The 26518-nt window shown below is 41.8% G+C and carries 18 protein-coding genes, 1 pseudogene and 1 riboswitch; of the genes and pseudogenes, 18 read left to right on the top strand and 1 reads right to left on the bottom strand.

Annotated features, from left to right (window positions below; all coding sequences use genetic code 11):
- Window positions 1-10: 10 nt before the first annotated feature.
- From parC to efp, 17 genes and pseudogenes are all read left to right on the top strand, one after another.
- Entirely contained in the window at window positions 11-2473 is a 2463-nt protein-coding gene (gene parC / locus A5882_RS10730; RefSeq protein WP_086372727.1) for a DNA topoisomerase IV subunit A, read from the top strand.
- A 270-nt stretch (window positions 2474-2743) separates the two neighbouring features.
- Window positions 2744-4972 carry a formate C-acetyltransferase gene (gene pflB, locus A5882_RS10735; RefSeq protein ID WP_086372728.1) on the top strand — a complete coding sequence of 743 codons (2229 nt, stop codon included), beginning with the start codon at window positions 2744-2746 and terminating at the stop codon, window positions 4970-4972.
- Window positions 4973-5076: 104 nt separating this feature from the next.
- Entirely contained in the window at window positions 5077-5832 is a 756-nt protein-coding gene (pflA, locus tag A5882_RS10740) for a pyruvate formate-lyase-activating protein (protein ID WP_086372729.1), read from the top strand.
- 94 nt (window positions 5833-5926) lie between these two features.
- Window positions 5927-6856 carry a manganese-dependent inorganic pyrophosphatase gene (locus tag A5882_RS10745; RefSeq protein ID WP_008379685.1) on the top strand — a complete coding sequence of 310 codons (930 nt, stop codon included), beginning with the start codon at window positions 5927-5929 and terminating at the stop codon, window positions 6854-6856.
- 88 nt (window positions 6857-6944) lie between these two features.
- On the top strand, window positions 6945-7754 hold the full coding sequence (locus tag A5882_RS10750) for a DUF1803 domain-containing protein (protein WP_034872210.1): 810 nt from the start codon (window positions 6945-6947) through the stop codon (window positions 7752-7754).
- Window positions 7755-7870: 116 nt separating this feature from the next.
- Entirely contained in the window at window positions 7871-8317 is a 447-nt protein-coding gene (locus A5882_RS10755; protein WP_005236794.1) for a hypothetical protein, read from the top strand.
- Window positions 8318-8411: 94 nt separating this feature from the next.
- On the top strand, window positions 8412-8819 hold the full coding sequence (locus A5882_RS10760; RefSeq protein ID WP_008379690.1) for a hypothetical protein: 408 nt from the start codon (window positions 8412-8414) through the stop codon (window positions 8817-8819).
- A 174-nt stretch (window positions 8820-8993) separates the two neighbouring features.
- On the top strand, window positions 8994-10928 hold the full coding sequence (gene glgB / locus A5882_RS10765) for a 1,4-alpha-glucan branching protein GlgB (protein WP_016613231.1): 1935 nt from the start codon (window positions 8994-8996) through the stop codon (window positions 10926-10928).
- 42 nt (window positions 10929-10970) lie between these two features.
- Window positions 10971-12113, top strand: coding sequence for a glucose-1-phosphate adenylyltransferase (locus tag A5882_RS10770; protein ID WP_016613232.1), 1143 nt, complete (start codon window positions 10971-10973; stop codon window positions 12111-12113).
- Window positions 12103-13254, top strand: a complete 1152-nt coding sequence (gene glgD, locus A5882_RS10775; RefSeq protein WP_016613233.1) for a glucose-1-phosphate adenylyltransferase subunit GlgD — start codon at window positions 12103-12105, stop codon at window positions 13252-13254. The genes A5882_RS10770 and glgD overlap by 11 nt, the downstream gene beginning before the upstream one ends.
- The gene (glgA, locus tag A5882_RS10780) at window positions 13251-14684 is read left to right on the top strand and encodes a glycogen synthase GlgA (protein ID WP_086299592.1); all 1434 of its coding nucleotides are present in this window, start codon (window positions 13251-13253) and stop codon (window positions 14682-14684) included. The genes glgD and glgA overlap by 4 nt, the downstream gene beginning before the upstream one ends.
- 117 nt (window positions 14685-14801) lie before the next feature.
- Window positions 14802-17255 (top strand): glycogen/starch/alpha-glucan phosphorylase, encoded by a 2454-nt coding sequence (locus tag A5882_RS10785; RefSeq protein ID WP_016613235.1) that lies wholly within the window; start codon window positions 14802-14804, stop codon window positions 17253-17255.
- A gap of 81 nt (window positions 17256-17336) precedes the next feature.
- A complete protein-coding gene (locus A5882_RS10790; RefSeq protein WP_016613236.1) occupies window positions 17337-18098 on the top strand; it encodes a hypothetical protein in 762 nt (253 codons plus the stop codon).
- Between the two features lie 409 nt (window positions 18099-18507).
- The gene (locus A5882_RS10795; protein WP_086372730.1) at window positions 18508-21507 is read left to right on the top strand and encodes a WxL domain-containing protein; all 3000 of its coding nucleotides are present in this window, start codon (window positions 18508-18510) and stop codon (window positions 21505-21507) included.
- A 362-nt stretch (window positions 21508-21869) separates the two neighbouring features.
- Window positions 21870-22440, top strand: a pseudogene (locus A5882_RS10800) (DUF2179 domain-containing protein).
- Window positions 22441-22522: 82 nt separating this feature from the next.
- Window positions 22523-23482 carry a cation diffusion facilitator family transporter gene (locus A5882_RS10805; RefSeq protein ID WP_005236780.1) on the top strand — a complete coding sequence of 320 codons (960 nt, stop codon included), beginning with the start codon at window positions 22523-22525 and terminating at the stop codon, window positions 23480-23482.
- Window positions 23483-23556: 74 nt separating this feature from the next.
- The gene (gene efp, locus A5882_RS10810; RefSeq protein ID WP_005229668.1) at window positions 23557-24117 is read left to right on the top strand and encodes an elongation factor P; all 561 of its coding nucleotides are present in this window, start codon (window positions 23557-23559) and stop codon (window positions 24115-24117) included.
- 62 nt (window positions 24118-24179) lie between these two features.
- Here the strand turns inward: efp and A5882_RS10815 are convergent, their stop codons facing one another.
- Complete coding sequence (locus tag A5882_RS10815; protein ID WP_086299712.1) at window positions 24180-25391, bottom strand: chloride channel protein; 1212 nt, start codon at window positions 25389-25391, stop codon at window positions 24180-24182.
- A gap of 94 nt (window positions 25392-25485) precedes the next feature.
- Window positions 25486-25558: riboswitch (Fluoride riboswitch) on the bottom strand.
- Window positions 25559-25789: 231 nt separating this feature from the next.
- Here A5882_RS10815 and A5882_RS10820 point away from each other — a divergent pair.
- Window positions 25790-26482 carry a hypothetical protein gene (locus tag A5882_RS10820; protein WP_008379712.1) on the top strand — a complete coding sequence of 231 codons (693 nt, stop codon included), beginning with the start codon at window positions 25790-25792 and terminating at the stop codon, window positions 26480-26482.
- Window positions 26483-26518 lie beyond the last annotated feature (36 nt).

Consider the following 26518-nt stretch of genomic DNA (forward strand, 5'->3'; position numbering starts at 1 on the left):
AGGTGGTCTCTTGGAACACAGAAGCAATATACAAGAATTGACATTGGAAGAAGTGATGGGAGATCGCTTCGGTCGATATTCCAAATACATTATTCAAGAACGGGCATTGCCAGATATTCGTGATGGGTTAAAACCGGTTCAGCGGCGCATCTTGTTTGCCATGAACCAAGACGGCAATACGTATGACAAAGGCTTCCGCAAATCAGCGAAATCAGTCGGGAATATCATGGGGAACTTTCATCCCCATGGTGACTCGAGTATTTATGAAGCAATGGTCCGCATGAGCCAAGACTGGAAATTGCGTCAGATTTTGATTGAAATGCACGGAAACAACGGGAGTATGGATGGTGATCCGCCAGCTGCCATGCGTTATACCGAAGCACGACTTTCAGAATTAAGCGGTGAGCTGTTAAAAGATATCGAAAAAAACACCGTCGAATTGGTGTGGAATTTTGATGATACCGAAAAAGAACCAACGGTCTTACCAGCAAAATACCCAAATCTGTTAGTCAATGGCTCAACTGGGATCTCAGCTGGGTATGCAACGGAAATTCCCACCCATAATTTAGGGGAAATCATTGATGGAACGGTCTATTTGATCGACCATCCGCAAGCTTCTTTGGATCAGCTGATGAAGTATATTCCCGGCCCTGATTTTCCAACAGGAGGGATTTTACAAGGGAAAGAAGAAATCAAAAAAGCCTATGAAACAGGCAAAGGCAAAGTGATCCTGCGTTCGAAAACCAAGATCGAAGACATCAAAGGTGGCAAGCAGCAAATCGTTATCAATGAGATTCCCTATGAGGTCAATAAAGCCAATCTAGTCAAAAAAATGGATGAGATTCGTTTGAATAAACGGATCGACGGGATTGCTGAAGTGCGTGATGAAACTGACCGTACTGGTTTGCAGATCGTTGTCGAGCTGAAAAAAGAAGCAAATGCACAAGGAATTTTAAATTATTTATTTAAAAATACCGAATTGCAGATCAACTACAACTTCAACATGGTGGCTATCGACAATATGCGCCCCCAACAAGTCGGTTTGAAACGGATTTTAGAAAGCTACATCAAGCATCGGCGTGAAGTGATCGAAAAACGCAGTCGTTTTGAACTGCAAAAAGCCCAAAAGAGACAGCATATCGTCGATGGGTTAATCAAAGCTTTATCGATTCTTGATGAAGTGATCGCCACCATTCGCGGCAGTAATGACAAAAAAGATGCCAAAAACAATCTGGTTGTTCAGCACGGTTTTACGGAAGAGCAAGCAGAAGCCATTGTGAACTTACAGTTGTACCGCTTGACCAATACGGATATCACACAATTGCAAGCAGAGGCGAAAGAACTTGCTGAAACGATCGCTGAATTGACAACGATTTTAAATGAGGAAAGTGAATTACTGAAAGTGATCAAAAAGGAATTGCGGGAGATCAAGAAAAAATATTCGACACCGCGATTGACTGAGATCGAAGCCGAAATTCAAGAAATCAAGATCGAAACACAAGTTTTAGTCGCGCAAGAAGAAGTCGTCGTGACAGTCACAAGAGACGGTTATGTCAAACGCAGCAGTTTGCGTTCTTACGGTGCCTCAAAACCAGAAGAGATCGGCATGAAAGAAGGCGACTCTTTACTTTACAGCAACCAAATGAATACGTTGGATCATCTGTTATTGGTAACCAATAAAGGAAACACGATCTATCGTCCGGTTCATGAATTGCCTGATTTAAAATGGAAAGATCTAGGCGAACATATTTCGCAAACGGTTATGACACTGGCGCAAGATGAAATGATCATTGGGGTCTTTGCCTACAAAGAGATCGATCCGTTGAAAAACTTTGTGCTGATCAGTAAAAACGGCATGATTAAACAAACACGAATGACGGAATTTGAACCTTGGCGCACCTATAAGACACGGCCAATGACGATCATGAAGCTGAAAGATGAATCAGATGAATTAGTCAATGTCTTTTTGACTGATCAAACAGAAGAAATGGATGTCTTTTTAGTCAGTCATCTTGCCTTTGGCTTACGGTATTCGCTTAATGAAGTGCCCGTTGTGGGACCAAAAGCAGCTGGGGTCAAAGCGATGAACCTTAAAGCGGATGATTATCTTATCAATGGGTTGTTAGTTTATTCAGAAGGGGATACACCGATCGTTCTGATTACCCAACGTGGCGCAGCAAAACGCATGCTAGCCCAAGAGATCACCCAATTAGGACGGGCGAAGCGTGGATTGATGGTCTTACGGGAATTGAAGAAAAACCCTCATCGCGTAGTCTATATGGGGAATGGAGAGAACCAGCAGCTACTGGTAACCAACCAAAAAGGACAAGCCTTTGAAGTCATCACGAATCAAATCCCGATCAATGATCGGACCTCCAACGGCTCATTTATCATGGATGAGAAAACAGGGGGGCAAATCTACGAAGTGAAAACACAAATCAGTCCTGCAATCGCAGAGGATTCTGTACTATAAATTATAACAAAGCAACCATTCTGTACCAGTACAGAATGGTTGCTTTTTTGCCTCTTAATTAATCTTTCACATTAATAAAAAACGCACTTTAATAAAAGATTCACATTTGATAAATGCTTATAAATCAACGTTTTTAATAATAAAAATCTTAAAAAAAACTAAATTGTTCAAAATAATTCTTGAAAACACTTGCAATCATTAGGGTGTGTGTTATACTGTTCACGTAAAGCTGTTACATTAGTGAACAGAAAATTTAAGGAGGTCCATCAGATGGAACAATGGAATGGATTTAAAGGAAAAACTTGGAAAGAAGAAGTAAACGTACGCGACTTCATCCAAGAAAACTACACACCTTATGACGGAACAGATGAATTCCTAGCAGATGCTACTGAAGCAACGACGAAGCTATGGGATCAAGTCATGGAACTGAACAAGCAAGAGCGTGAAGCTGGCGGCGTATTGGATATGGATACAAAAGTCGTTTCAACGATTACTTCTCATGGACCTGGCTACTTAGACAAAAACTTAGAAACAGTTGTTGGTTTCCAAACGGAAAAACCATTTAAACGCAGCTTGCAACCATTTGGCGGCATCCGCATGTCAGAACAAGCAGCAGAATCTTACGGCTATGAAATCGATGCGGAAGTTTCTCACATTTTCCGCGACTACCGTAAAACACATAACCAAGGGGTATTTGATGCCTATACACCTGAAATCAGAGCAGCTCGTCGTTCTGGTGTAATCACAGGTCTTCCTGATGCATACGGCCGTGGCCGGATCATTGGTGACTACCGTCGTGTTGCATTATACGGAGTGGATTTCTTGATCAAAGAAAAACAACAAGACCTATTGTATTGCGGAAACGGAACCATGTCTGAAGACATTATCCGCCAACGTGAAGAATTAAGTGAACAAATTCGCGCTTTAAGCGAATTGAAAGAATTAGGAAACATTTACGGATTTGATATTTCTAAACCAGCTCAAACGGCGAAAGAAGCATTCCAATGGTTATATCTTGGTTACTTAGCAGCCATCAAAGAGCAAAATGGTGCGGCAATGTCATTGGGACGTACGTCAACTTTCCTTGATATTTATGTTGAACGCGATTTAAAAAATGGCGTGATCACTGAAGAAGAAGCACAAGAAATCGTTGACCATTTTGTCATGAAACTACGTCTTGTGAAATTTGCTCGGACGCCTGATTACAACGCATTGTTCTCTGGTGACCCAACTTGGGTAACTGAGTCAATCGCTGGTATGGGTGAAGATGGACGCCACATGGTAACAAAAAACAGCTTCCGTTTCTTACACACGCTAGCAAACTTAGGTCCAGCACCAGAACCAAACTTGACTGTTTTATGGTCAACACGTTTGCCTCATAACTTCAAAACATTCTGTGCGAAAATGTCGATCCAAACATCAGCGATTCAATATGAAAACGATGATGTGATGCGTGGACATTGGGGCGATGATTACGGAATCGCTTGTTGTGTATCCGCAATGCGCATCGGGAAACAAATGCAATTCTTTGGTGCTCGTGCCAACTTAGCGAAAACATTGTTGTATGCAATCAACGGTGGGGTCGATGAAAAATCAAAAGCACAAGTTGGACCAAAATTCCAACCAATTACTTCTGAATACTTGGATTACAACGAAGTAATGCAAAAATATGACACAATGATGGACTGGATTTGTGATCTGTATGTGAACACATTGAACATCATTCATTACATGCATGACAAATATTCTTATGAACGCATTGAAATGGCGCTCCAAGATACAGATATTCTACGTACGATGGCTACTGGTATCGCTGGTTTCTCTGTTGCAGTTGATTCATTATCAGCGATTAAATATGCCAAAGTTCGTACGATTCGTGATGAAAACGGCATTGTTGAAGATTACGAAATCGAAGGCGATTATCCTAAATACGGAAACAATGATGACCGTGTAGATGATATCGCGGTCAACTTGTTGAAAGCTTTCATGAAGAAAGTAAAACGCACAAAAACATATCGTGATGCAAAACATACAACTTCGATCCTTACAATCACTTCTAATGTGGTTTATGGGAAGAAAACAGGGAACACGCCTGATGGACGTCGTGCAGGTGCACCATTTGCTCCAGGTGCAAACCCAATGCATGGCCGCGATACGCATGGTGCATTAGCAAGTCTTTCGTCAGTTGCGAAATTACCATATGATTACTCATTAGATGGTATTTCAAACACCTTCTCAATCGTACCTAAAGCATTAGGTCGTGACGATGAGACACAACAAGAAAACCTAGCAACAATGCTAGATGGCTATGCAGCAAAAGGTGGTCACCACTTAAATATCAACGTATTTAACCGTGATACATTACTTGATGCGCAAGCTCACCCAGAAAAATACCCACAATTAACGATTCGGGTTTCTGGTTATGCGGTTAATTTCATTAAATTAACCAAAGAACAACAAGATGATGTCATTGCTCGTACAATGCACGAAGCAATGTAATAAGCAACAACTTCAGGCGGCGGACGGGAAAATCCGCCGCCTCTTGTTTTGAGAGTATCAGACGGAGCATGGTTATCCGTCGTTTCGAAGAAAGGAAGAGCATTATGGCAGTAACAGGACAAGTACATTCAACAGAAAGTTTTGGATCAGTAGATGGACCAGGTATCCGTTTTATTGTATTCATGCAAGGATGCCGCATGCGTTGCCAGTTTTGTCATAATCCAGATACTTGGAAGATTGGCACGGGTATCGAACGAACGACCGATGACGTCTTAGAAGAGGCGTTGAAATATCGCGAATTCTGGGGACAAAAAGGTGGGATCACCGTTAGTGGTGGGGAACCGTTACTTCAAATGGACTTTCTGATCGATCTGTTTCGCAAAGCCAAAGCAGAAGGGGTCAGCACAACACTGGACACTTGCGGAAAACCATTTACACGAGAAGAGCCTTTTTTCAGTAAGTTTCAAGAGTTGATGACTGTGACTGATTTGCTGTTGTTTGATATCAAACATATCGATAACAAAGCCCATAAAGAGCTGACCACCCAATCCAATGATAATATTTTGGATATGGCAAATTATCTTTCAGAGATCAATCAGCCCGTCTGGATTCGTCATGTGCTGGTTCCTTTTAGAAGCGATTATGATGACTTCTTGATCCGTTTGGATGAATTTATCAAGACGTTGAAGAATGTCGATAAAGTTGAGATCTTACCTTATCACACGATGGGGAAATACAAGTGGGATGAGCTAGGCTTGAAATATCCCCTTGAAGGGATCGAACCACCAACCGAAGATCGGGTGAAAAATGCCAAATGTTTGCTCCATGTAGATGACTATAAAGGCTACTTAACCCGTTGATCAAAACAGGAAAGAAGAGATTGCTATTGCTTCTTTCCTGTTTTTTTACTATGATTAGAAAGTGAATATCAATTGAAATAGGAGCGATGAAGAAATGTCGAAAATATTAGTATTCGGTCACCAAAATCCTGATACCGACGCTATTGGTGCAGCGATTGCCTTTGCAAACTTACAAAATCAACTTGGGAAAGACTGTGAAGCGGTGGCGCTAGGTACACCGAATGAAGAAACACAATTTGCACTAGACACCTTTAGCCTGGCTGCTCCTCGTGTAATCGATTCAGTAACTAAGGAAACACAAGAAGTAATGCTGGTGGATCACAATGAGTTTCAGCAAAGTGCGGCAGATATTGCGGATGTTACAGTGTTGGCAGTGGTTGATCATCACCGTATTGCTAACTTTGAGACAGCCAATCCGTTGTATTATCGTGCAGAACCTGTTGGTTGTACCAGTACGATCGTATTGAAGTTATACAAAGAAAATCAAGTGGAAATTCCAAAAGCGATCGCAGGAATCATGCTTTCAGCGATCATCTCCGATACATTGTTGTTCAAATCGCCAACATGTACCGATGAAGATGTAGCGGCAGCAAAAGAATTAGCGGTTTTAGCAGGTGTTGAACTGGAAGCATACGGATTGGATATGTTGAAAGCCGGCACAAATCTTGGAACGAAATCAGCCGCAGAATTGCTGGATCTTGATGCAAAAAGCTTCCCAATGGGCGGGAAAAACATCCGTATCGGACAAGTCAATACAGTCGACCTAAAAGAGGTCTTTGACCGTCAAGCAGAATTGGAAGCTGCCATGAAAGAATCAATGTCAGCAAATGGCTATGATTTGTTCTTGCTTGTTGCTACTGATATCTTAGACAGTAATTCTGAGCTATTAGTTGTTGGTGAACCAATTGCCCCAGTAGAAGCAGCGTTTGAAACGACATTAACGAACCATCGTGCCTTTTTACCTGGCGTTGTTTCTCGTAAAAAACAAATCGTTCCTCAATTAACAGCGGTTTTCGAAGGATAATTAGGATAAATGTCAGAGTGCTGGTGAGATCTGTTTTGGTAGATCAAGCCAGCATTTTTCATGATTTTTTTAATAAGGAGTACACACAGTGAAATTTTTTTATAGTCCCCATTATCGTTCGTTGCAACCGATCCTGGCATCTTCTGAATTCCATGATTTGGTTCATGTGCTTTTAAGCTGTCAGGAACCGCCGACACTACGAGAGCTAAAAGCGAAGTTTCCAGAGGTGTCATTTGATAAAACCCTTGACCGTCTGATCGCATCAGCTTTGATCATCCGCCAAAATCGACGCTATTTTTTAGGTTTTCCTGTTTATACTGAAGAAGATCAAAAGCAGCTGCAAGAAAGTGACGGTTTTTATCAAGATGCCCTTGATTGGTCAACACAAGAAATCGCTGGTTTTCTCAAAAACTTTGCGACATTAAGTAATGAAAATAAATACTTCTATGGTTGTTTGCAGGAGGTGGAGCAGGGGATTGTTTATTCCTTGGCCCATGAAAGTTTTCAGATGATCTCATACGCAGAAGCGCCATGGCCACCAACGCTGCCGGCTTTTTTTGAAGCAAATCGCCAGCTGCAAAATCTATCGGTTTATGACGAACTAATGGATTTGATCGGTGATGTCGATCCGGTCTATTACTTAGATCAAGTAAGTGTCATCTTTGAACGTATCCGTAAAAACAAAAAAGTGCGTCCGAGTATTTTTCTAGAATCGCTTCAACAGTTGAAAATCGTTAGTTCCGAGCTAGATTTCTTGCTGGAAGAAATAAATTGTGATAATCTAAAAAACGGCCGTTATCCATCTGCTGAAAAGGATATTTTCTTGCAACGATCAGTGCTCGCTCACTTAGCGAAAAAAGCAGGTTCATACAACACGTTTTTTTTCAATGATAATTGAGATTTCTAATAATTATGTTATTTGTTTTAAATTTTCTGAATATTACAAAGCTTTTGTTTGGAGATTTGATTTCTTGATGATATGATGATTTTAGAACGTTGAAAGGGGATATAAAAATGGAAGGATATAAAACGGTTGATTTTGAACAGTTGGAACGGAATAAAACGAAAGCAGAAATGATTACATTCGTATCAATGTCAGAGATAGAAGCGGCACGGCAAGCAATTACAAATGCGGGGATCGATGAAACGCGTTTTTCTGATGGAGATCTCATTCTCGCATTAAAGCAAAAGGAACGATTTGGGGCAAATACGATCGTTTCAGTGGTTATTGATTGGCTAGTGAATCAAAACTATTTAGTGAATCCCGCGAATGCCCTTCGTTATTTGGCGAAAAAAATGGCAGATGGTCCATTAACGAGTTATAAATTATTGAGTGAGGGAGAGTTTGACTGTGATGGCAATTATTACTTAATTGGTCACGCAGACAAGTCCTTGGCAGTAAATAAAGCCTATAAAGTTTACACCGATGGGCAAGTAAAAGAGCTTTGGCAAGCAAAATAATTGAAGGTGATTTCGGCTCTAGCGAAGAAGGGAAACGGCTGTAGAAGCAGTTGTTTTCGTAAAAGGATCGAAGATTGAAGGTTGTGAAGGACGCGTGAAACTAAACATTCGAATCAGCTTAGCTGGCAGTCATCTTTTGATTGGTGCATTCAGTTTGATCGGTGCATTGCTGACGCTTTATAAAGTACCAACTAGTTTTGGTACGATCCAAGTCATGTTAGGTGAAATTTATTATACCGATACGGTATTTGACCGATTTACTCAGCTTTTCTTATTGGGGATTATTAGTCTTTATACCGTAGTGACGAGTTTTTACGGGTTTCGATTCTGGTGTTTTTGCTCCGCCTCTTCTGCATTTGGGACACTGCTGGCATATGTTGAATTAACTGAGACACTTCCGGTGATGATTGTTTTCATCCTGGTTTTGGCAAGTTTGTTTCAGTTAAGTGTAGTCACATACTTCATTTTCCAAAAGCTAAAAAGTAGAGCTGAAACAGGTTGAACAGATACGTTCAAGCTGTTTTTTTCTGTCCTGAATAATTCGTTCGTATCATAGGGTTATTAGGTTACTAGAATTTTATTTTATGCTATGCTAACAGTAGAGATCGTTTGATTGCAAATGCTTCTCTATGAAAAAATGGGACAATGATCGATCGTTAAAGAATAAGCGATCAAGATGAGTCGAAGGAGGACTGATGAGAGAGTGGTTACCAAACAACAGGTACTGACTGCAGAAAAGGACTTTCTGAGCGGTGAAAATTTTTATGTCCAACATTTCTTAGGAGCCCATCAAGCGGATGACGGCTATGTGTTTCGTGTTTGGGCACCAAACGCTCAACAAGTTTGGCTGGTTGGTGATTTCAACCAATGGACAGACACTTTGCCAATGAATAAAAGGGCAGAATCTGGGGTCTGGGAGATTGAGACCAACCAAGTAAAAGAAGGACAGCTTTACAAATACAAAGTCAAACAAGCAAATGGACGAGAAGTATTGAAGATTGATCCTTTTGCTGTCCATTTCGAAGCTCGACCAGGAACTGCTGCCGTGTTGCATTCGATCCCACAAAAAAAATGGCGGGACGGACTATGGCAAGGCCGCAAAAAAAGACAGAAAACATTTAATCGACCTCTAAATATTTATGAAGTTCATGCCAGCTCGTGGAAGCACCACGAAGACGGCACCCCTTATCGCTTCTCTGAATTAAAAGATGAACTTATTCCTTATGTGAAAAAAATGGGTTATACCCATATTGAATTTATGCCTTTGATGGAACATCCATTAGGTACCTCGTGGGGCTATCAGCTGACAGGTTATTTTGCGCTCAGTTCCTATTATGGGACACCAGAAGAATTTCAAGACTTTGTAGAGGCATGCCATTTAGAAAATATTGGTGTCTTTGTTGATTGGGTACCAGGACATTTTTGTGTCAATGATGACAGCTTAGCTTATTATGACGGCACGCCGACATTTGAATACATGGATGAAAACCGTGCCAAAAATGTTCGCTGGGGTGCGATCAACTTTGATCTCGGCAAACCACAAGTCCAAAGCTTTCTGATCTCAAGTGCCTTGTTCTGGATCGAATTTTACCACATTGATGGTATTCGGGTAGATGCCGTTTCCAACATGATCTATCGCGATTATGATGAAGGTCCATGGGAACCAAATCACGAAGGGGGCAATCGCAACTTTGAAGGCTATTACTTTTTACAGAAGCTTAATTCTGTTATCAAGTTAGCCCATCCAGCAGTGGTCATGATTGCAGAAGAAAGTACGTCTGAAACCAAAATAACAGGAATGGTCGAAGAAGGCGCGTTAGGATTTGATTATAAATGGAATATGGGCTGGATGAACGATGTCCTGCGTTTTTATGAAATGGACCCGATTTTCCGTAAAGATCATTTAAATCTGCTTTCTTTCTCTTTCATGTATCGGATGCAAGAAAATTATATCTTGCCACTTTCTCATGATGAAGTCGTTCATGGTAAAAAAAGTTTGATGCATAAAATGTGGGGGGACCGCTACAAACAGTTTTCACAACTACGAAATCTCTATACGTACATGATGATGCATCCAGGGAAAAAATTGTTATTCATGGGTAGTGAATGGGGACAGTTTTTAGAATGGAAATATGATCATGGGCTTGAATGGGTCGATTTAAACGACACATTAAATGCAAAAATGCAGTTCTTCACCCAGACCTTGAATGAACTATACAAAGAAGAACGAGCCCTTTGGGAATTGGATGATCAAGAAGATTCATTGATGGTGATCGATGCAGACAACTTAGATGAAACGACATTGACTTTCTTACGACAAGGAAAAACGAAAAAAGATTTCTTGATCGTTGTTGTCAATCTGACACCAGTGGAGCGTCACGATTTTGCGATCGGCGTGCCATACGAAGGAACGTATCGAGAGATTTTAAACACTGAACGGGATGTATTTGGTGGAACTTGGGTGGCTAATAACCAAGACTGCCAGACCAGTAATGCCCCTTTTAAACAATACGACTATCAAATCAAAACAATTTTGCCTGCACTTGGGGCTTTGATTATCAAACCAGAAAAAATCAAAATGACTCGTAAAAAAGCAGTAAAGAAAGCATAAAAAAAGAGTAGAGGGGGAACGGTGAGTAGATCACCAAACAAAATGAAAACAGAAATGTTAGCAATGATCCTCGCAGGAGGACAAGGGACTCGTTTAGGGAAACTAACAAAAAATATTGCCAAGCCAGCAGTTCCGTTTGGCGGCAGGTATCGGATCATCGATTTCACGTTGAGTAATTGTGTCAATTCTGGAATCAAAAATGTGGGTGTAGTCACGCAGTACCAACCTTTAGCACTGAACAACCATATCGGCAATGGCGCCAGTTGGGGATTGGATGGAATCAGTACCGGTGTGACGATTTTACAGCCATATTCAAATTCAGAAGGCGAAAAATGGTTTGAGGGAACTGCCCATGCCATCTATCAAAACATCGCCTATATCGATGAGATGGACCCGCAATATGTCTTGATTTTGTCCGGCGACCATATCTACAAAATGGATTACGAAGAAATGCTGGAAAAACACAAAGAAAATGATGCTTCATTGACGGTTGCAGTTCTCGAAGTTCCGATGAAAGATGCTTCTCGTTTCGGGATCATGAATACTGATAAAAATGACCGCATCATCGAATTTGATGAAAAACCAGCCGAACCAAAAAGTAATCTTGCTTCGATGGGGATCTATATATTTGATTGGAGTCGTCTACGCAGTATGCTATTGAGTAACTACACAAAAGACGGCGAAATGGTCGATTTTGGGAAACATGTGATTCCTTCTTATCTAGAAAGCGGCGACAACGTTTTTGCCTATCGCTTCTCTGGCTATTGGAAAGACGTAGGAACGATCGATTCATTGTGGGAAGCCAACATGGAATTTATTGATCCAGCTATGGAGTTGAATATCCGGGATAAAAGCTGGCAAGTGTTCTCCAAAAACCCAATCGCACCACCGCACTTTGTAACTGAAACCGGTGCTGCTAAAAATTCGCTTGTGATGGACGGCTGCTATGTTGCTGGGGAGATCGAGCACAGTATTTTATCAGAGAACGTGCAAGTGAAAGAAGGCTCGACTATCAAAGATAGCGTGATCATGCCTGGAGCGGTGATTGGCAGAAATGTCAAATTAAATCGAGTGATCGTTGGGGAAAATGCAGTGATTGGTGACGACGCAGAGATCGATGGAACAGACGAAATTGCCGTAGTCGGCTATTCTGAAATTTTAGGGGTGACGATTGATGAGAACTAATAAAATGTGTGCAATTTTAGGGAACCTACAGCGATACCAAGACTTGATGCCATTAACGGAGAATCGTCCGCTGTCGACCTTGTTGTTTGACTGCAAATATCGCTTGCTGGATTTCAATCTTTCAAGTATTGAAAATGCCAACATCAAACAAGTCTACATGATTTTCAATGAAGGAGAGACCCAGTCAGTTTTTGATCATATCGGTGGTGGAAAAGAGTGGAACTTGGACGGTGTTCAAAACCGGTTCTTTATCCACTTATTCCAAGACTCATTGAAAAAGCAAGCCGAAGGGCAAGAGTACTACTATAACGTCATTGACTATTTGGAAAAATCAAAATCAGATCACACTGTATTTATGGGCAGCAAAATCTTATGCAACATCGATTTGCGTGCTTTGCTGAAAATTCATCAACTACAAGGCAATGAAATGACTGTGGTGTATAAACGCATCGGCAGTGACAATGTTTCTGAAAGTGACTTGTTGTTTAATGTTGACAGTGAAGGACACTTAGAAGAAGCGATCCAAGCGAAAAAAGGGGAAGTTGGCTCCCTAGTCAACTTGTGTACGGATATTTTTATCATTCAAACGGATCGTCTGATCGCGGCTCTTAAAGAAGGGCAAAAAGTTGGCGCAACGGCAGATCTCGGTCAATTTTTACGAGAGATGATCTCTGTGGAGAACACTGGCCTATATGAGTACACTGGTTACTTAAGTAACATTTATGATATCTCTTCTTATTATCAAACAAATATGGACATGCTAGATGTGCATAAATTCACCTCATTGCTTTATTCGAATCAAAAAATCTATACCAAATTGAAGAATGAAGTACCAACCTATTATTCGGAAACGTCTGAGGTGAAAAATAGCCACTTTGCTTCTGGTTGCATCGTTGAAGGCTCTGTCGAGCAGTCACTGGTTGCTCGCCGTACGAAAATCCATCCTGAGGCAAAAGTCAAAGGCGCGATCATTTTCGGAAATAACGAAATCAAAGCAGGTGCCGAAGTCTCTTATGCGATCTTAGATAAAAATGTAACCATCGCAGAAGGTGTAAAAGTGCAGGGAACCAAAGAAACCCCGATTGTCATTAAGAAGAATTCTCATGTGACAGAAGATGTAATCGGAGGAGCAAGCGCATGAAGGTTTTGTTTACAGCAGCAGAGTGCGCTCCGTTTTTTAAAACAGGCGGGTTAGGGGATGTTGCAGGTGCATTGCCAAAAGAGTTGGTCAAAAAAGGCGTCGAGACAGTTGTCGTCTTACCTTATTTCACGAAAATGCCTGCCGAATACCAAGACCAAATGGAAGATTGTTTTTCCTTTGAAGTGGCGGTCGGCTGGCGCAAGCAATATTGTGGAATCAAAAAATTAGTTCTAGGCGCTGTGACTTATTATTTCATAGACAATCTTTACTATTTTGGTCGCGAACGGCTCTATGATTTTTATGATGATGGGGAACGCTTTGCTTTCTTCCAATTAGCCGTGATCGAAATGATGGAACGCATTGAATTTATTCCAGACATCGTACATGTCAATGATTACCATACGGCGATGATTCCGTTCTTGATCAAAGAAAAATATCATTGGATCCAAGCGTATCAAAACATACGCACCGTTTTGACGATCCATAACATTGGGTTTCAAGGGTGGTATAGTCGCGATATTTTACCGGATCTTTTTGGGATGGGTACGGAAAGATATGATGATGGAACCTTGCGTTTAAACGATTGCTTGAACTTTATGAAAGCAGGAATCTTGTATGCGGACCGCATCACGACCGTCAGTCCTTCCTATAGTGAAGAAATCAAAACAGCTGAGTTTGGTTGTGGTCTTGAAGTCATTTTACGCATGGAAAGTGGCAAGCTAAGCGGTATCTTGAATGGAATTGATTATGAAATGAATGATCCAGAAACCGATCCTCATTTGGACTATCCTTTCAGTGTCGATGATTTATCAGGAAAAGCTAAAAACAAGCGAGCGCTACAAGAACAGTTTGGCTTGCCAACTCGTAAAGAGGTTCCGCTGATTTCCGTTGTTAGTCGTTTGACCACTCAAAAGGGGTTCCATTTAGTTCTTGAAGAAATGGAAAACCTCTTGCAGTTTGATGTTCAGTTCATCTTACTAGGGACTGGCGAACATGATTTTGAAGAAGGCTTTCGCTACTTTGCGCAGAAATATCCTGACAAATGTGCTGCCGCGATTTCTTTTGATATTGCACTGGCGCAAAAGTTATACGCAGCAGCGGATCTCTTCTTGATGCCTTCGGCTTTTGAACCATGTGGACTATCGCAGATGATCGCGATGCGTTATGGTACATTACCGATCGTTCATGAAATCGGTGGCTTGAAAGATACGGTGGATTCCTATAATCCGATCACGAAACAAGGAACCGGCTTTGGCTTCCAAGAGTTTTCACCTTTTTACTTGATGAATGCCTTAAAACAGGGGATTGAATTATATGAATCGGATCCGACAACATGGACGGCATTAGTCAAGCAAGCAATGCAAAAAGATTTTAGCTGGAATCAAAGCTCAGATCTTTATGTTGAGTTGTATAATAATATCAAAGTTTGATTGTTTTAAGACAGAAGAATCCTTGTCTGCAACAGAACGGCTAGTTGTATGACTAGCCATTCTGGCGGCAAGAATTCTTCTTTTTTATAAACGGTTAGCATAAAGGAGTGTAACCCTATGACAAAAGAACGATTGCGTGATCTGTTAGAAACCAACGTGCACGAACTGTTTGCGATAGAGATCGATGAAGCATCACCGCAGGAATTGTTTCAGGCGCTAGCCAATGTCGTGAAGCAAATGTATTCAGAAGACTGGCGTCAGACCAGAAAAAATCTCTTGTTGGAGGATCAGAAACAAGCGTATTATTTTTCAATCGAATTTTTACCCGGCAAAATGTTAAAGAGTAATCTGTTAAATATGCAGCTGTTGGAGCAAGCGGAAGCCGTTTTTGAAGAGTTAGGGGTTTCACTTGACGATGTTGCAGAGACGGAAAAAGACATGGCTTTAGGCAACGGGGGACTCGGTCGCTTAGCGTCTTGTTTTATGGATTCATTGGCTTCTTTAGGTTTGCCGGGAAATGGCAATGGGATCCGCTATCGCTACGGATTATTTAAACAAAAATTTATTGACGGTCATCAAGTAGAGTTGCCCGATGACTGGTTGCGTTCGGGGAATGTTTGGGAAGTCCGCAAAGAAAGCAAGGCGGTGCCTATTCGTTTCGGGGGCCATGTCTATCTCGTTACCGGAGAGGACGGGAAATTAGCCCCAGTTTATGAAGGTGGCTTTACCTGGCGGGCGGTTCCTTATGATACAGCAATGGTTGGCTACCAAAATCACCATCTCAATACCTTGCGTTTATGGAGTGTTGAGGTTCCTGCCGAAGATGAGGCGCACTACGCGACACTAGAATCGCGGCAAGCATTGGAAAATCTGACAGCGGTCTTGTATCCCGATGATTCCAATGAGACAGGCAAACGGACCCGGCTGATGCAAGAATACTTTTTTGTGTCTGCAGGGATCCAAAGTATCGTCCGTTATTATAAAAAATTGAATTTACCTTTGGCCATGATGAGTGAACGAGTAGCGATCCACATCAATGATACGCACCCAGCCCTTTGCGTCCCAGAACTGATGCGCATTTTAGTTGATGAAGAAGGTCTTGCTTGGGAACAAGCGTGGTCGATCACCGTGAAAGTCATGAGTTATACGAACCATACGATCATGGCGGAAGCCTTAGAAAAATGGCCCGTGCGCATGATTGAAGAAGTTTTGCCGAGAATGGATCAGATCATCAAAGAAATTGATCGCCGTTTTGTGGAAACGATGCAAGGGGTCCATCCGCAAGCCTTACTGGAACGGACGCGAATCATTATTGATGATCAAGTCCATATGGCACATCTCGCGATCATCGGCAGCCACAGTGTCAATGGCGTAGCCAAGCTCCATTCTGATTTACTAAAATCAGTGGTACTCCATGACTTTTATCTTATTTATCCTGCCCGTTTCAACAATAAGACCAACGGCATCGCGCAACGGCGTTGGCTTCAGCTAGCCAATCAACCGTTAGCCAAAGTATTGGATCAGTCCATCGGTACAAGCTGGCGCAATGATCCATTAGACCTGCAACTACTCAAAAACTATTATGAGGACGAAACTGTTCTCCAACAAATTGCCGACGCAAAAATGAGTAACAAGCGTGCACTGGCACAGTACATTCAAAAAGCAACGGGCATCACAGTAGATCCGACGGCAATATTTGATGTGCAGATCAAGCGTCTGCATGCATACAAACGACAATTACTAAATCTTATGCATATTCTAAAGCTCTACTTTGAGGTCAAAGACGATCCAACTGCTGCGTTTCATCCAAGAGTCTTTCTCTTTGGTGCCAAAGCCGCACCAAGTTATCACTACGCAAAATCGATCATTAAAGTCATCAATGAAGTGGCGAATCTGATCAATCATGATGAAACCATCAATGATAAAATCAAGGTTGTTTTTTTAGAAAATTACAACGTTTCTTTAGCAGAAAAAATTATCCCAGCAGCGGATGTCAGTGAACAAATATCATTGGCCTCCAAAGAAGCTTCAGGGACAAGTAATATGAAGTTGATGCTAAATGGGGCAGTAACGATCGCCACTTTAGATGGTGCCAATATTGAGATTCGAGATGCAATCGGTGATGAAAACATCGCGATCTTTGGGCTAACCGAAGAAGAAGTGTATCAGTATTACGCCCAGCGTAATTATTCTGCCTATGCATATTATGAGTCAGATCCACTACTACAACGTGTAGTCAATGCCTTTATTGACGGGACAATCCCCAATATCCAAGTAGAAGGCCGCGAGATTTTTGATTCACTTTTGAAATACAATGATGAGTACTTTTTATTAAGAGATTTCCACGCCTATTGTGATGCACAGCATCGGGTGGATATTGCTTATCAAGATACTCATCGCTGGCAAAAAATCAGTTTAATGAATATTGCGAATGCTGGGAAGTTTTCGGCGGATGAAACGGTGCGAAATTATGCAGCAGATATTTGGCAGATCGATCCATTATTTGCCCATATCAAAGAACCAAATGCGGCAAGCTTGACGGAGTCAGTGCCTCCAAGGGGAGACAATTGAAGCGACTTCGGTTGAAATGGCGCAGTCTTTCGTGAAATTCTCTTTTATTTGTGGTATGATGAAAAAAATGCATGTAAGAGGATGAGTACAGTGGCAAATTATTTAGATGTGAAACGAAAACACTTCCGTTTTCCTGCTTATGATGATACAGACGGTGTGAAGCTTCAATCCGAGCATCGCCCCGCATTCAGTAAAGCAGATGATTGGATTTTAACCGAAATCAAAGATCCCGTGAGTCATTCTCACAAGGAAGAAAATCAATCTTTGCAGCGTAAAGTGCATTCCAGCCAACGCGATCGAGGGCACAATGTTCGTCAAAAAGAAGAGCTTGCCAATCACCGTGCCAACTTGCCTCAGTACGGAAAACGTCCGGTGAAAGAGCAGATGCCGACAGGAAAAACCAATTTTTTTGGCAAAGAAGCGAACCATTCTTCTTATCAAGTGACTAGTAAGAAGGAAAAAGCTGAGGTTCCTGTTTCTTCAAAAAAAGAATATTCGGGACGCTCTTACTTCGTGCCTAAATATATTCCTGCATCAATTATTCCTGATGAGCAAAAACCTGAAATTACGCCGAACGATTTGATGGATGCAATGGCAAAAAAACAAGAAAGTTATTTGTTATTTGACACTGAACCAGCAGCTTATCAAGTCAAAGAAGAAAGCGATCCAACCGTCAAAAAATTCAATCGCCACCCCTCTGTTGGGATGACACGCAGCGAGTTTCGGGCCAACAATAAAAAAAATGGTGAGAAAAAACGGTCCGTTTTAGATCGATCATTAAAAGGAATGATTGAAGACGATCAACAAGAAGAATCTTCAAATGGCTATTTTCGTTCTAAATAGTAGAGACAGTTACTCTTAATAGAAGTAGTCCTTTGAGCATAACGATGAATGATTTCAGCTAGATGGCGAACATCTAGCTGTTTTTTTTGTGTGCTGAAACTGCCGATTTCACAAAATACTTAGTCGAATTACATTTTTCACCGACTGAGGAATATTCTGATTTTACTAAGCAATAGCGTGGGCTATAGAATAAAGTGAAACGATCAAAACCATCGTTATTTATAATGTTTGTTATTTTAATTGGCGATTTCTTTTGTCATTTAAAATCGATGGCAGGATTGTGGTTTTCTGATCAGCCGTAATTGAAAAAAGGAAGCAAGCGTCCTGATGGTTATAGCTGCTCTTTGGGAAGGACTGATCCATGATCGATTTCAAGGGAAAGATACGCTGAAAGGTGGGGCATCAACAAATGAACAAAAAAAAGAGAATGGTATATTTCACCATCATTATTGGCTTACTTGGAGGACTCTACTTTTTTTCAACCATGAGTGTGTTTTCTTCAAACATTTTCTTTGCTGCACAGCTGGAGGAAGAAACGGTTGCGAGTGACCCATTCGAACCGATACGAGAGAAAGAGGCTGAGGGAAAAGTTGCCATTTATTTTGATGAATCAACGAAAGCCGGGACTGTAGGAGACATGTTACTAGTTGCGTTTCATACGGGCCGTCCCATTAGTGAAATAGCGATCCGGTTGCCGCAATCTGCGGTTTTTGTTGAAGAGGAGTTGCCAAAGGGAGTCAAAATTACGTCAACCACTGAAGAGAATGGTTGGAAACTAACGACTGATATCCCTAAAAGTGATTTTTTGGTTCCATTGGTAGTTGATACAGCAGGGGCGTTTCCATTTGAAGTAGCAGAATCAATGATAATACTTGAAATAAAGGAAGCACGGGAGACAAACCCTACGGATACACAAGAGGATGCGCTAACCGATTCGAGTGACTCCACTGACCAATTCGATCAAGAGGACAAAGAGGATCAATTACCAAAAGAGAAGGAAATAGAAAGCCAGATTCCTGACGAATCAGAGTCAGATCCTGGCAATCTATATCTGTTAGGCGACGACGTAAAAAAGAGAGGGGTTGCTAACTGGGTCGAATTTATGGCTGCAATGGTCGATACGACGGTCAATTATATTTATTTGACAGCCAGTTTTCAAACGAACGATAATCCTCGTTTAGGCATTACGGGAATTGACGGCTGGAGCAGCAGCGCCAATCCTAATGGCGGATTAGCCTATGTTTATATCAATGCCTCGAGAGTTTCAAGAACGTTAATCATCGATGGTCTCGACACCTTTCAGATGGATCTTAGAGCCGTAGCGATCTGTTTTCGCGATTCGAGTGTCAATCCTGATTCCCCATGGGACATTACCTTGCAAAATTTGGAACTTTACCATGGAAACTTTTGGGGGGCAATTGAATATCATGATTTGAACATGTCAAATCAGCAGCGTTCAATCATTCGGTACCACAATCTCAACCATACTGGCAATCAGTTGTTTTACGGTTTGCACTCTCGAGCCAGCTTTTCTGGACATTCGGTTTCACACCAAACGCCTAGATATACATCAGACTTCAATGCTTCTTGGATGATTCACTCGAACACCCAAGCGAATTTTGAAATCAACCAAATCGAGCTTCGTGAGGGAGCAAACGTCGAAATGTCGACGATCAGCTCAGGAAATCTTGATTTTTATAATACGAATGCGCGTCTCATACTAGGGAATAATGCCCGACTATCATTAAATGCCAACGGTTCAGCTGGCGAAGCAGGCGGTGCCAATATTCGCTTTGTCGCTGGCAATGGACGCATTGAGTTAGGAAAAGGTGCGGAATTGGCATTAAATACACAAAACAACAGTCCGGCAGTCATCACATCAGGCACGCCCCATGATATTCGCTTAATGGAAAAAAGTCGCTTGTCAGTTACTGCTACAAACCGAACGTTGTACAGTCATATTTTCTGGTTAAGTGCCAATACGCATGTCACCTTAGAAGACAGCAGCACCTTAGAGGTTGAAGCAACAAATCAAAATACAACCGCAAATATCTTCCACTTCTCTGGCACGACTGGCAATCTCAACGTGGGCAAAGATGCTACCTTAGATATTCGTTCGGACAGCCCACAAGCTGTCCAACGGCTACTTTTCTTTACCGGTGCCAACAATCCCGCAAGATTGACGATCGACGATGCCAAGCGTGTCAATTTGCAAAGAACCCGCGCCATAACGACCACCACAAATGGTCTAATTGAAGGGGGAGGAATCACTGCAAAGAATCAGGCGATTCGCCAGTGGCGGCATGGAAATACAGGAGATCCATCTGATTTTCAGTGGCAACCGATTCTGTCCATGACTGCGGCGATTTCCGGAACCAACACCAATGTGACCAATGTATCTTCACTGAATGAGGAAACAAGTCGAGGGTTTGCCTCGCAGTTTGCTTCTCGTTCACAACGTCTATTATTTGAGAGAATCCCAGACATCACGGTGACCATCGATCCTTTGACAGAAGATAGAACCTTACCTAATGCCTATACGATTTCGGGAACCGCCAATCCTGGTAGCTACCTTCGATTTCAAAGAGAGGGGCTGATGCCAGAACCGACGCTTGAAACGCCAGTCGATAGTGCCGGCAATAGCGAGTACTTTCACACACAAGCGGGTGAAAATGGGCACTATTTACTTGATCTATCTGATTTAGAACCTTTCCAGTATTTTACACAAGGTGAGGTGGTCACCGCTCAGGCATTTCTTGATGGTAAATGGGCAGAAGCATCAACCACTGTGGAACCCATTGGTGACGTTGACCCAAAAGATCCCCTTGATCCTGATCAACCGATTCTACCTGAAAATCCACCCTTGATACCAGAAAATCGCGGGTTTATCAGTATAGACTTTGTTTCACAATTCGATTTTGGTACAGTACCGATTCGCTCGTCGACAAGCCGCTATCCGGCGCGTCCGCAACGAATTTCTTCAGTGGATGATCATGAATCAACCGAACGACCAAACTATATTCAGGTTTCCGATCGTCGATTTCTCCCAAATGGCTGGACCTTGAGTGCCCGATTATCTGAGGAAGGGTTCGTAAGCACGGATGCGTTTAAGCACTATTTAAAAGGAGCGAGTGTGCATTTGAATAATATTGAAATGGTCACCTCTAAAGAAAATCGCTCTGAAGCACCAGACTACGTTGAAGCAATTGAGCTAGGACCGCAGAACCAAGTGATTGCACGTGCCAATGAAAATCAAGGGACGGGTACTTGGATTCAACGCTATGGAAACGAGCATACCATGCAAAAAAGTGTCGAGCTGGAAATCCCTATTGGCGCGAGGCCGCAAGCAACAAGTTATCAAGGAACCCTTCGTTGGGAGCTGAGTTTCGTACCTGGTGCTGACGAATAACCCCTTGGAAAACAAGTAAGCATGTTCTGCAATCGTGAATATGATCGAACACTGTAAAAGTTGCTCAGACAAAAAGAAGTCCAGTTGCCATTGGACTTCTTTTTTGTCTGAAACAGACGAGCGGTGGTTTAAACTGCTTTTCCCACTTTGGTGGATATGCTTTTCGATCAATAGAAGAGAGTGAAACCACAGGCAATGGACCAATGAGCAAAATCATGACATGGTAGTGATCAATGAAATCACTTAAGCACTATATCTTCCCCAGTATAAATTTTATTTAGCTATTTTAGTAATTAAATCCTGCTCAAATATTTTAATTTTCTCTTGCCTTTTGATATGCTAAGAACAAGGGGGAATCAAAGATGGGAGTTGATCTACAAATGCTGGCGATGATTTTCTTTATCAATCTCGCCTATGTCACATTGAACACACTGCGATTTTTATTGACAATGAAAGGGTATCGCGTGATTGCCCCATTAGTGAGTATGATCGAAATCACGATCTATATTTTAGGCTTATCTATGGTATTGGATCGTTTGGATAACCCGCTGAATCTCTTATTCTATGCATTAGGTTATGCTGCAGGAGTCAGTATTGGTATCAAAATCGAAGATAAGCTGGCTCTGGGCTATACAATGGTCACAGTGATCCTACCTAGTAATACGGATGAGGAAAAAAGTTTGCCTAAGATCTTACGACAAGAAGGCTACGGAGTTACACAAAGTTATGGAGAAGGCTTAGAAGGGCCACGACTGATTTTTAGAGATTCTTTCCCAAAGAAAAAGTGAGAAAAAGCTCTATCAAACCATCAAAGCGGTGGAAGAACGAGCGTTTATCATCAGCTATGAACCCAAGTATATTTCGGGCGGTTTTTGGACCAAAAAAATCAGCCGTAGAGAGGCGAAGTTGAAAAAGCAAGCACCTGTTGATTGAGGAACTAGAGGCAGCTTGATCCATTCGTGAAGAATAGTTGCATAATAAGCAGGGAGTTTATTGATGAGAGGAAGCGTAAGGTGTGGAAAAGAAAGCAAATGGTATGATGGCGGTCATCGCTGCCCTGATCTCAAATATTTTGGTGGCTATTAGTAAGTTTGTCGGTTATGCACTAAGTGGCAGTGCAGCCATGTTGAATGAAAGCATTCATAGTGTCGTGGATTGTAGCAATCAAATCTTTTTATTGATCGGGGATAAACGGGCAACAAAGGGCCAAAGTGAACTGCATCAGTTTGGAGAAGGTCGGGCGAAATATTTTTTTAGCACGATCGTTGCGATGATGCTCTTCTTTGGTGGGGGCGCACTCGGTGTGATGGAAGCGGTAGAAAAGCTGCTGCATCCTGCCCATGAAGTTGGTAACGCTTGGTTGGTGATCGCTATTTTGATTTTCGGGATGATCGTTGAAGGAAGTTCGTTGTGGATCGCGATCAAGGAGATCCGCGAACTGAATGTGGAACGTCAACCAATCTATCGTTTTTTGAAAGAAAGTCGGCATAGTGAGATTCTGATCATTTTCACAGAAGACTTTTGTGCAATGATCGGCCTAATGATCGCACTATTTGGTACGATTTTAACCATGATTACGGGTAACGCATTTTTTGATGCCTTCAGTGGTTTATTGATTGGTCTTTTATTGATGGTAGCAGCCATTTTCTTAGCCCGCGAATTTTACAGTCTACTGATTGGCGAAAGTGTCACAAAACGGGATCTAGCAGTGATCAAAAGAGCATTTGAACGGCCAGATGTTGATCGCTTGATTGATGTTAAAACGGTGCATTTAGGACCATCAGAAATTTTGATTGCGGCAAAAGTTGATATTGCCTCGAAACAAGAAGAGGTCGGCTATGAGATCATTAATGAGATTGAAGCCGAGATTCGACACCAGATGGCAGATAAAAAAGTCTATATTTATATTGAGACAGATGAGTATGACCCTCACTATATGGAGAAACGCCGTAAACTTGTGCGACCTTCCCACTGATTTAGCTAGAATAAAGCAGCTTTTTTTGATACAATAGACAAGGATTATCACATAGTGAAGGAGATTTCAAAATTATGATCAATGCAAGTGACTTAAGAGCTGGAATGACATTCGTTCAAGACGGCAAACTTATCAAAGTATTAGATGCTAGCCATCACAAACCAGGTAAGGGAAATACGGTTATGCGTATGAAATTACGGGACGTTCGGACTGGTTCGACTTATGATACAACCTTCCGTCCAGAAGAAAAATTTGAAAAAGCGCATATTGATACGAAAGCTGTACAATATCTATACACAATGGATGATACAGCATTCTTCATGGATCTGGAAACGTATGAACAATATGAAATTCCAGTTGAAGTGGTAGAAGAAGAAATGAAATTTATTCTTGAAAACATGGAAGTAAAAATCCAATTCTTCGGCAGCGAAGTAATCGGCGTTCAACTACCATCAAGCGTAATCTTAAAGGTTGTTGAAACACAGCCGTCGATCAAAGGGGCGACTGTGACTGGTTCAGGCAAGCCAGCAACGATGGAAACTGGCTTAGTTGTCAATGTTCCTGACTTTGTTGAAGAAGGCGAAATGCTAGAAATCAATACAGCTGAAGGTACCTACTTAAAACGTGCGAAATAAGAAAAAAACCGCGACTTGTTCGCGGTTTTTTCTTTTGCTCTGGAGGAGGGATCAAAAGTGAATCATTTCCCGTCTGCCAATGATTTTTGTAAGGGATAAATACTATAGGGTTTACTGATAAAGTAGGCGACGGAGCAGACGATCACAAACAAGGGCAGATTTTCAAAGCCAAAGACTTCCCCACCGATAAAGATCGGTGCAAATAAAGTGCTAGTAGCACTGCCAAAGACACTGGCATAGCCTAGGGCTGCCACCAGTTCGATAGGCAGTCCGAAGAGCGGTGCCAGCACGACGCCCAAAGAGGCGCCGATCGCAAACAAAGGGGTGACTTCTCCGCCCAAAAAACCAATACTGATAGTCAGTACAGTTAACACCATCTTAAGCAGCCAGTCATAAGAATAGATTGGTTGATTCGTGAAACTAGCGCTGATCAAATTCGTTCCTAAACCTGAATAACGACCATGATACAAAAGGACAAAAAGTAAGACTAGCACGAGTGAACCGATGCCAATGCGCCAGAGAGGATGAGGAAAGCGTCGTTTCATGATCCGTTTCATCGTTTCTAATAATCCCGCAAAGCTGCCACCAACAATACCAAATATTAAGCCAATCAAAAGTAATTTCAGAAAAACAGCCAAAGTCAAATCGGGGGACGGTGACAAAGCAAAACTAAATTTTTCTAATCCTAACAATTGAGAAGTCGTACTAGCGGTGAAAGCAGCCAGCAAAGTTGGTAAGAGTGCATGATGACTGAATTTACCGATGACAAGTACCTCCAGTGCGAAGAACGTCGCAGCGATCGGGGTTTCAAATAAACCAGCAAATCCCGCAGCCATCCCAATCATGATCAGGGTGCTGGCGTACTTTTCTAGTCGCAGCCATTTTCCTAAGCGATTGGCGATGGTGGCACCTAACTGAACCGCAACCCCTTCTCTGCCAGCGCTTCCTCCAAATAAATGCGTCAGCCAGGTTCCCACCATTACAAAAGGAATCAAGCGCAACGGAATGTCTTTTTCTTCTTCATGTCCGACTAAAAACACTAAATTCATTCCCTGAGGACTTCGGTCACCGTACTTTTGGAACAGGTAAGTAAAACAAATGCCGATAATGGGTAAAAAGAGAATCAAGGGCAAAAAATGACTATCACGAAAGGCGCTTAAGGAAAGTAGGATCTTCCCAAAGAAGGTGTCGACGGCTCCAGCGAATACGCCAATAACCAGACTGACCACACCTAAAGCAGTCAGTTCCCAATTAGTTGTTTTTTGTTTCATCATTTCTATCACGATCCTTTAAAAAGAATATAGGAACAATGCTCCTGCAAATACGACGACCTAGTGAAAATAAAAAAATGACTGCTACACACTAAAAAAAGTGGTAGAAGTCATTAGCAAAATTGCGGTTTCAGTAAGAACTGAGGGAGACATTCATTCCCGATTAGCATTAATATTATCTGATAAAACCCTCCTTTTGTCAATGGATGTTTGTTGTGAAAAGCAATTCATCTAACACTTATCTTTTCTACATAGTTATGGTAAAATTAATCTCATAAGAACTTATATGGGAATTGAGCGCCTTGAGGATAATTGGCATGAAAAGGGATGAAAGGACGATCCTTCTACTGTTTGACCAAAGGTAAGACAGTGAGTAGTGAGGAATCGAAGAGGAATAAAAAATGGTTGCATTTATGACGAGCGAAAAATGGCTGCAAAGTGAGCGTTTTTATTATGTGATCCTACCAATTCTCATGGTAGTTGGTCTGATTGCGTTATTAGGGTTCCTGATGGTTCTGCTTTATCGAGAAAACCGCAACCCAAAAGTGACGCTATTGCTTGGCGGCATAGTCGTTACGTGTCTATTAGGTTTTTTTATTGGGGATCAAGTGTATGGTGAATTCAAAACGTATAATGCGCTGATCACACCGAATATCCGAGATCGCGAAAAGATGTTTCTAGGCTATAAATATTACGAATCTGATACTACAGCAATTTATCAGCGCATCCAAAGCAATGAAGCGATTGAAACTTTAGGAATCTATCAAGCAATACCGGTGGAACGGGAGATTGAATTTCTTGGTTCTGCTCATAACTCCGTATATTTTAAAATGGGCGCCCAGGTTTACTATGCTCGCTATCAACCGACTTTTGTGGATGAGGAAACAACTGCTAAACTGCAGGGGGTTCAATATCATTTGACTGATCCTTCCTTTGAAACAATTGGTTTCTATTCCGAAACCAACAACTATTTAACGGCAATCACGATTCCAAAGTCCCAAGAAACCCTCGAATATCAATCCGTTGATTCTGTGATCCCGAAAGAATTTGGGAAAAGTCAAACCCAATGGGCGTTACCGAATAGGAATGAATAACGATAAAAAAACTACCTAAGTCACGAAAGAAAGCTC

This window comes from Enterococcus sp. 4E1_DIV0656, assembly GCF_002140695.1.
Classification (GTDB): domain Bacteria; phylum Bacillota; class Bacilli; order Lactobacillales; family Enterococcaceae; genus Enterococcus_D; species Enterococcus_D entomosocium.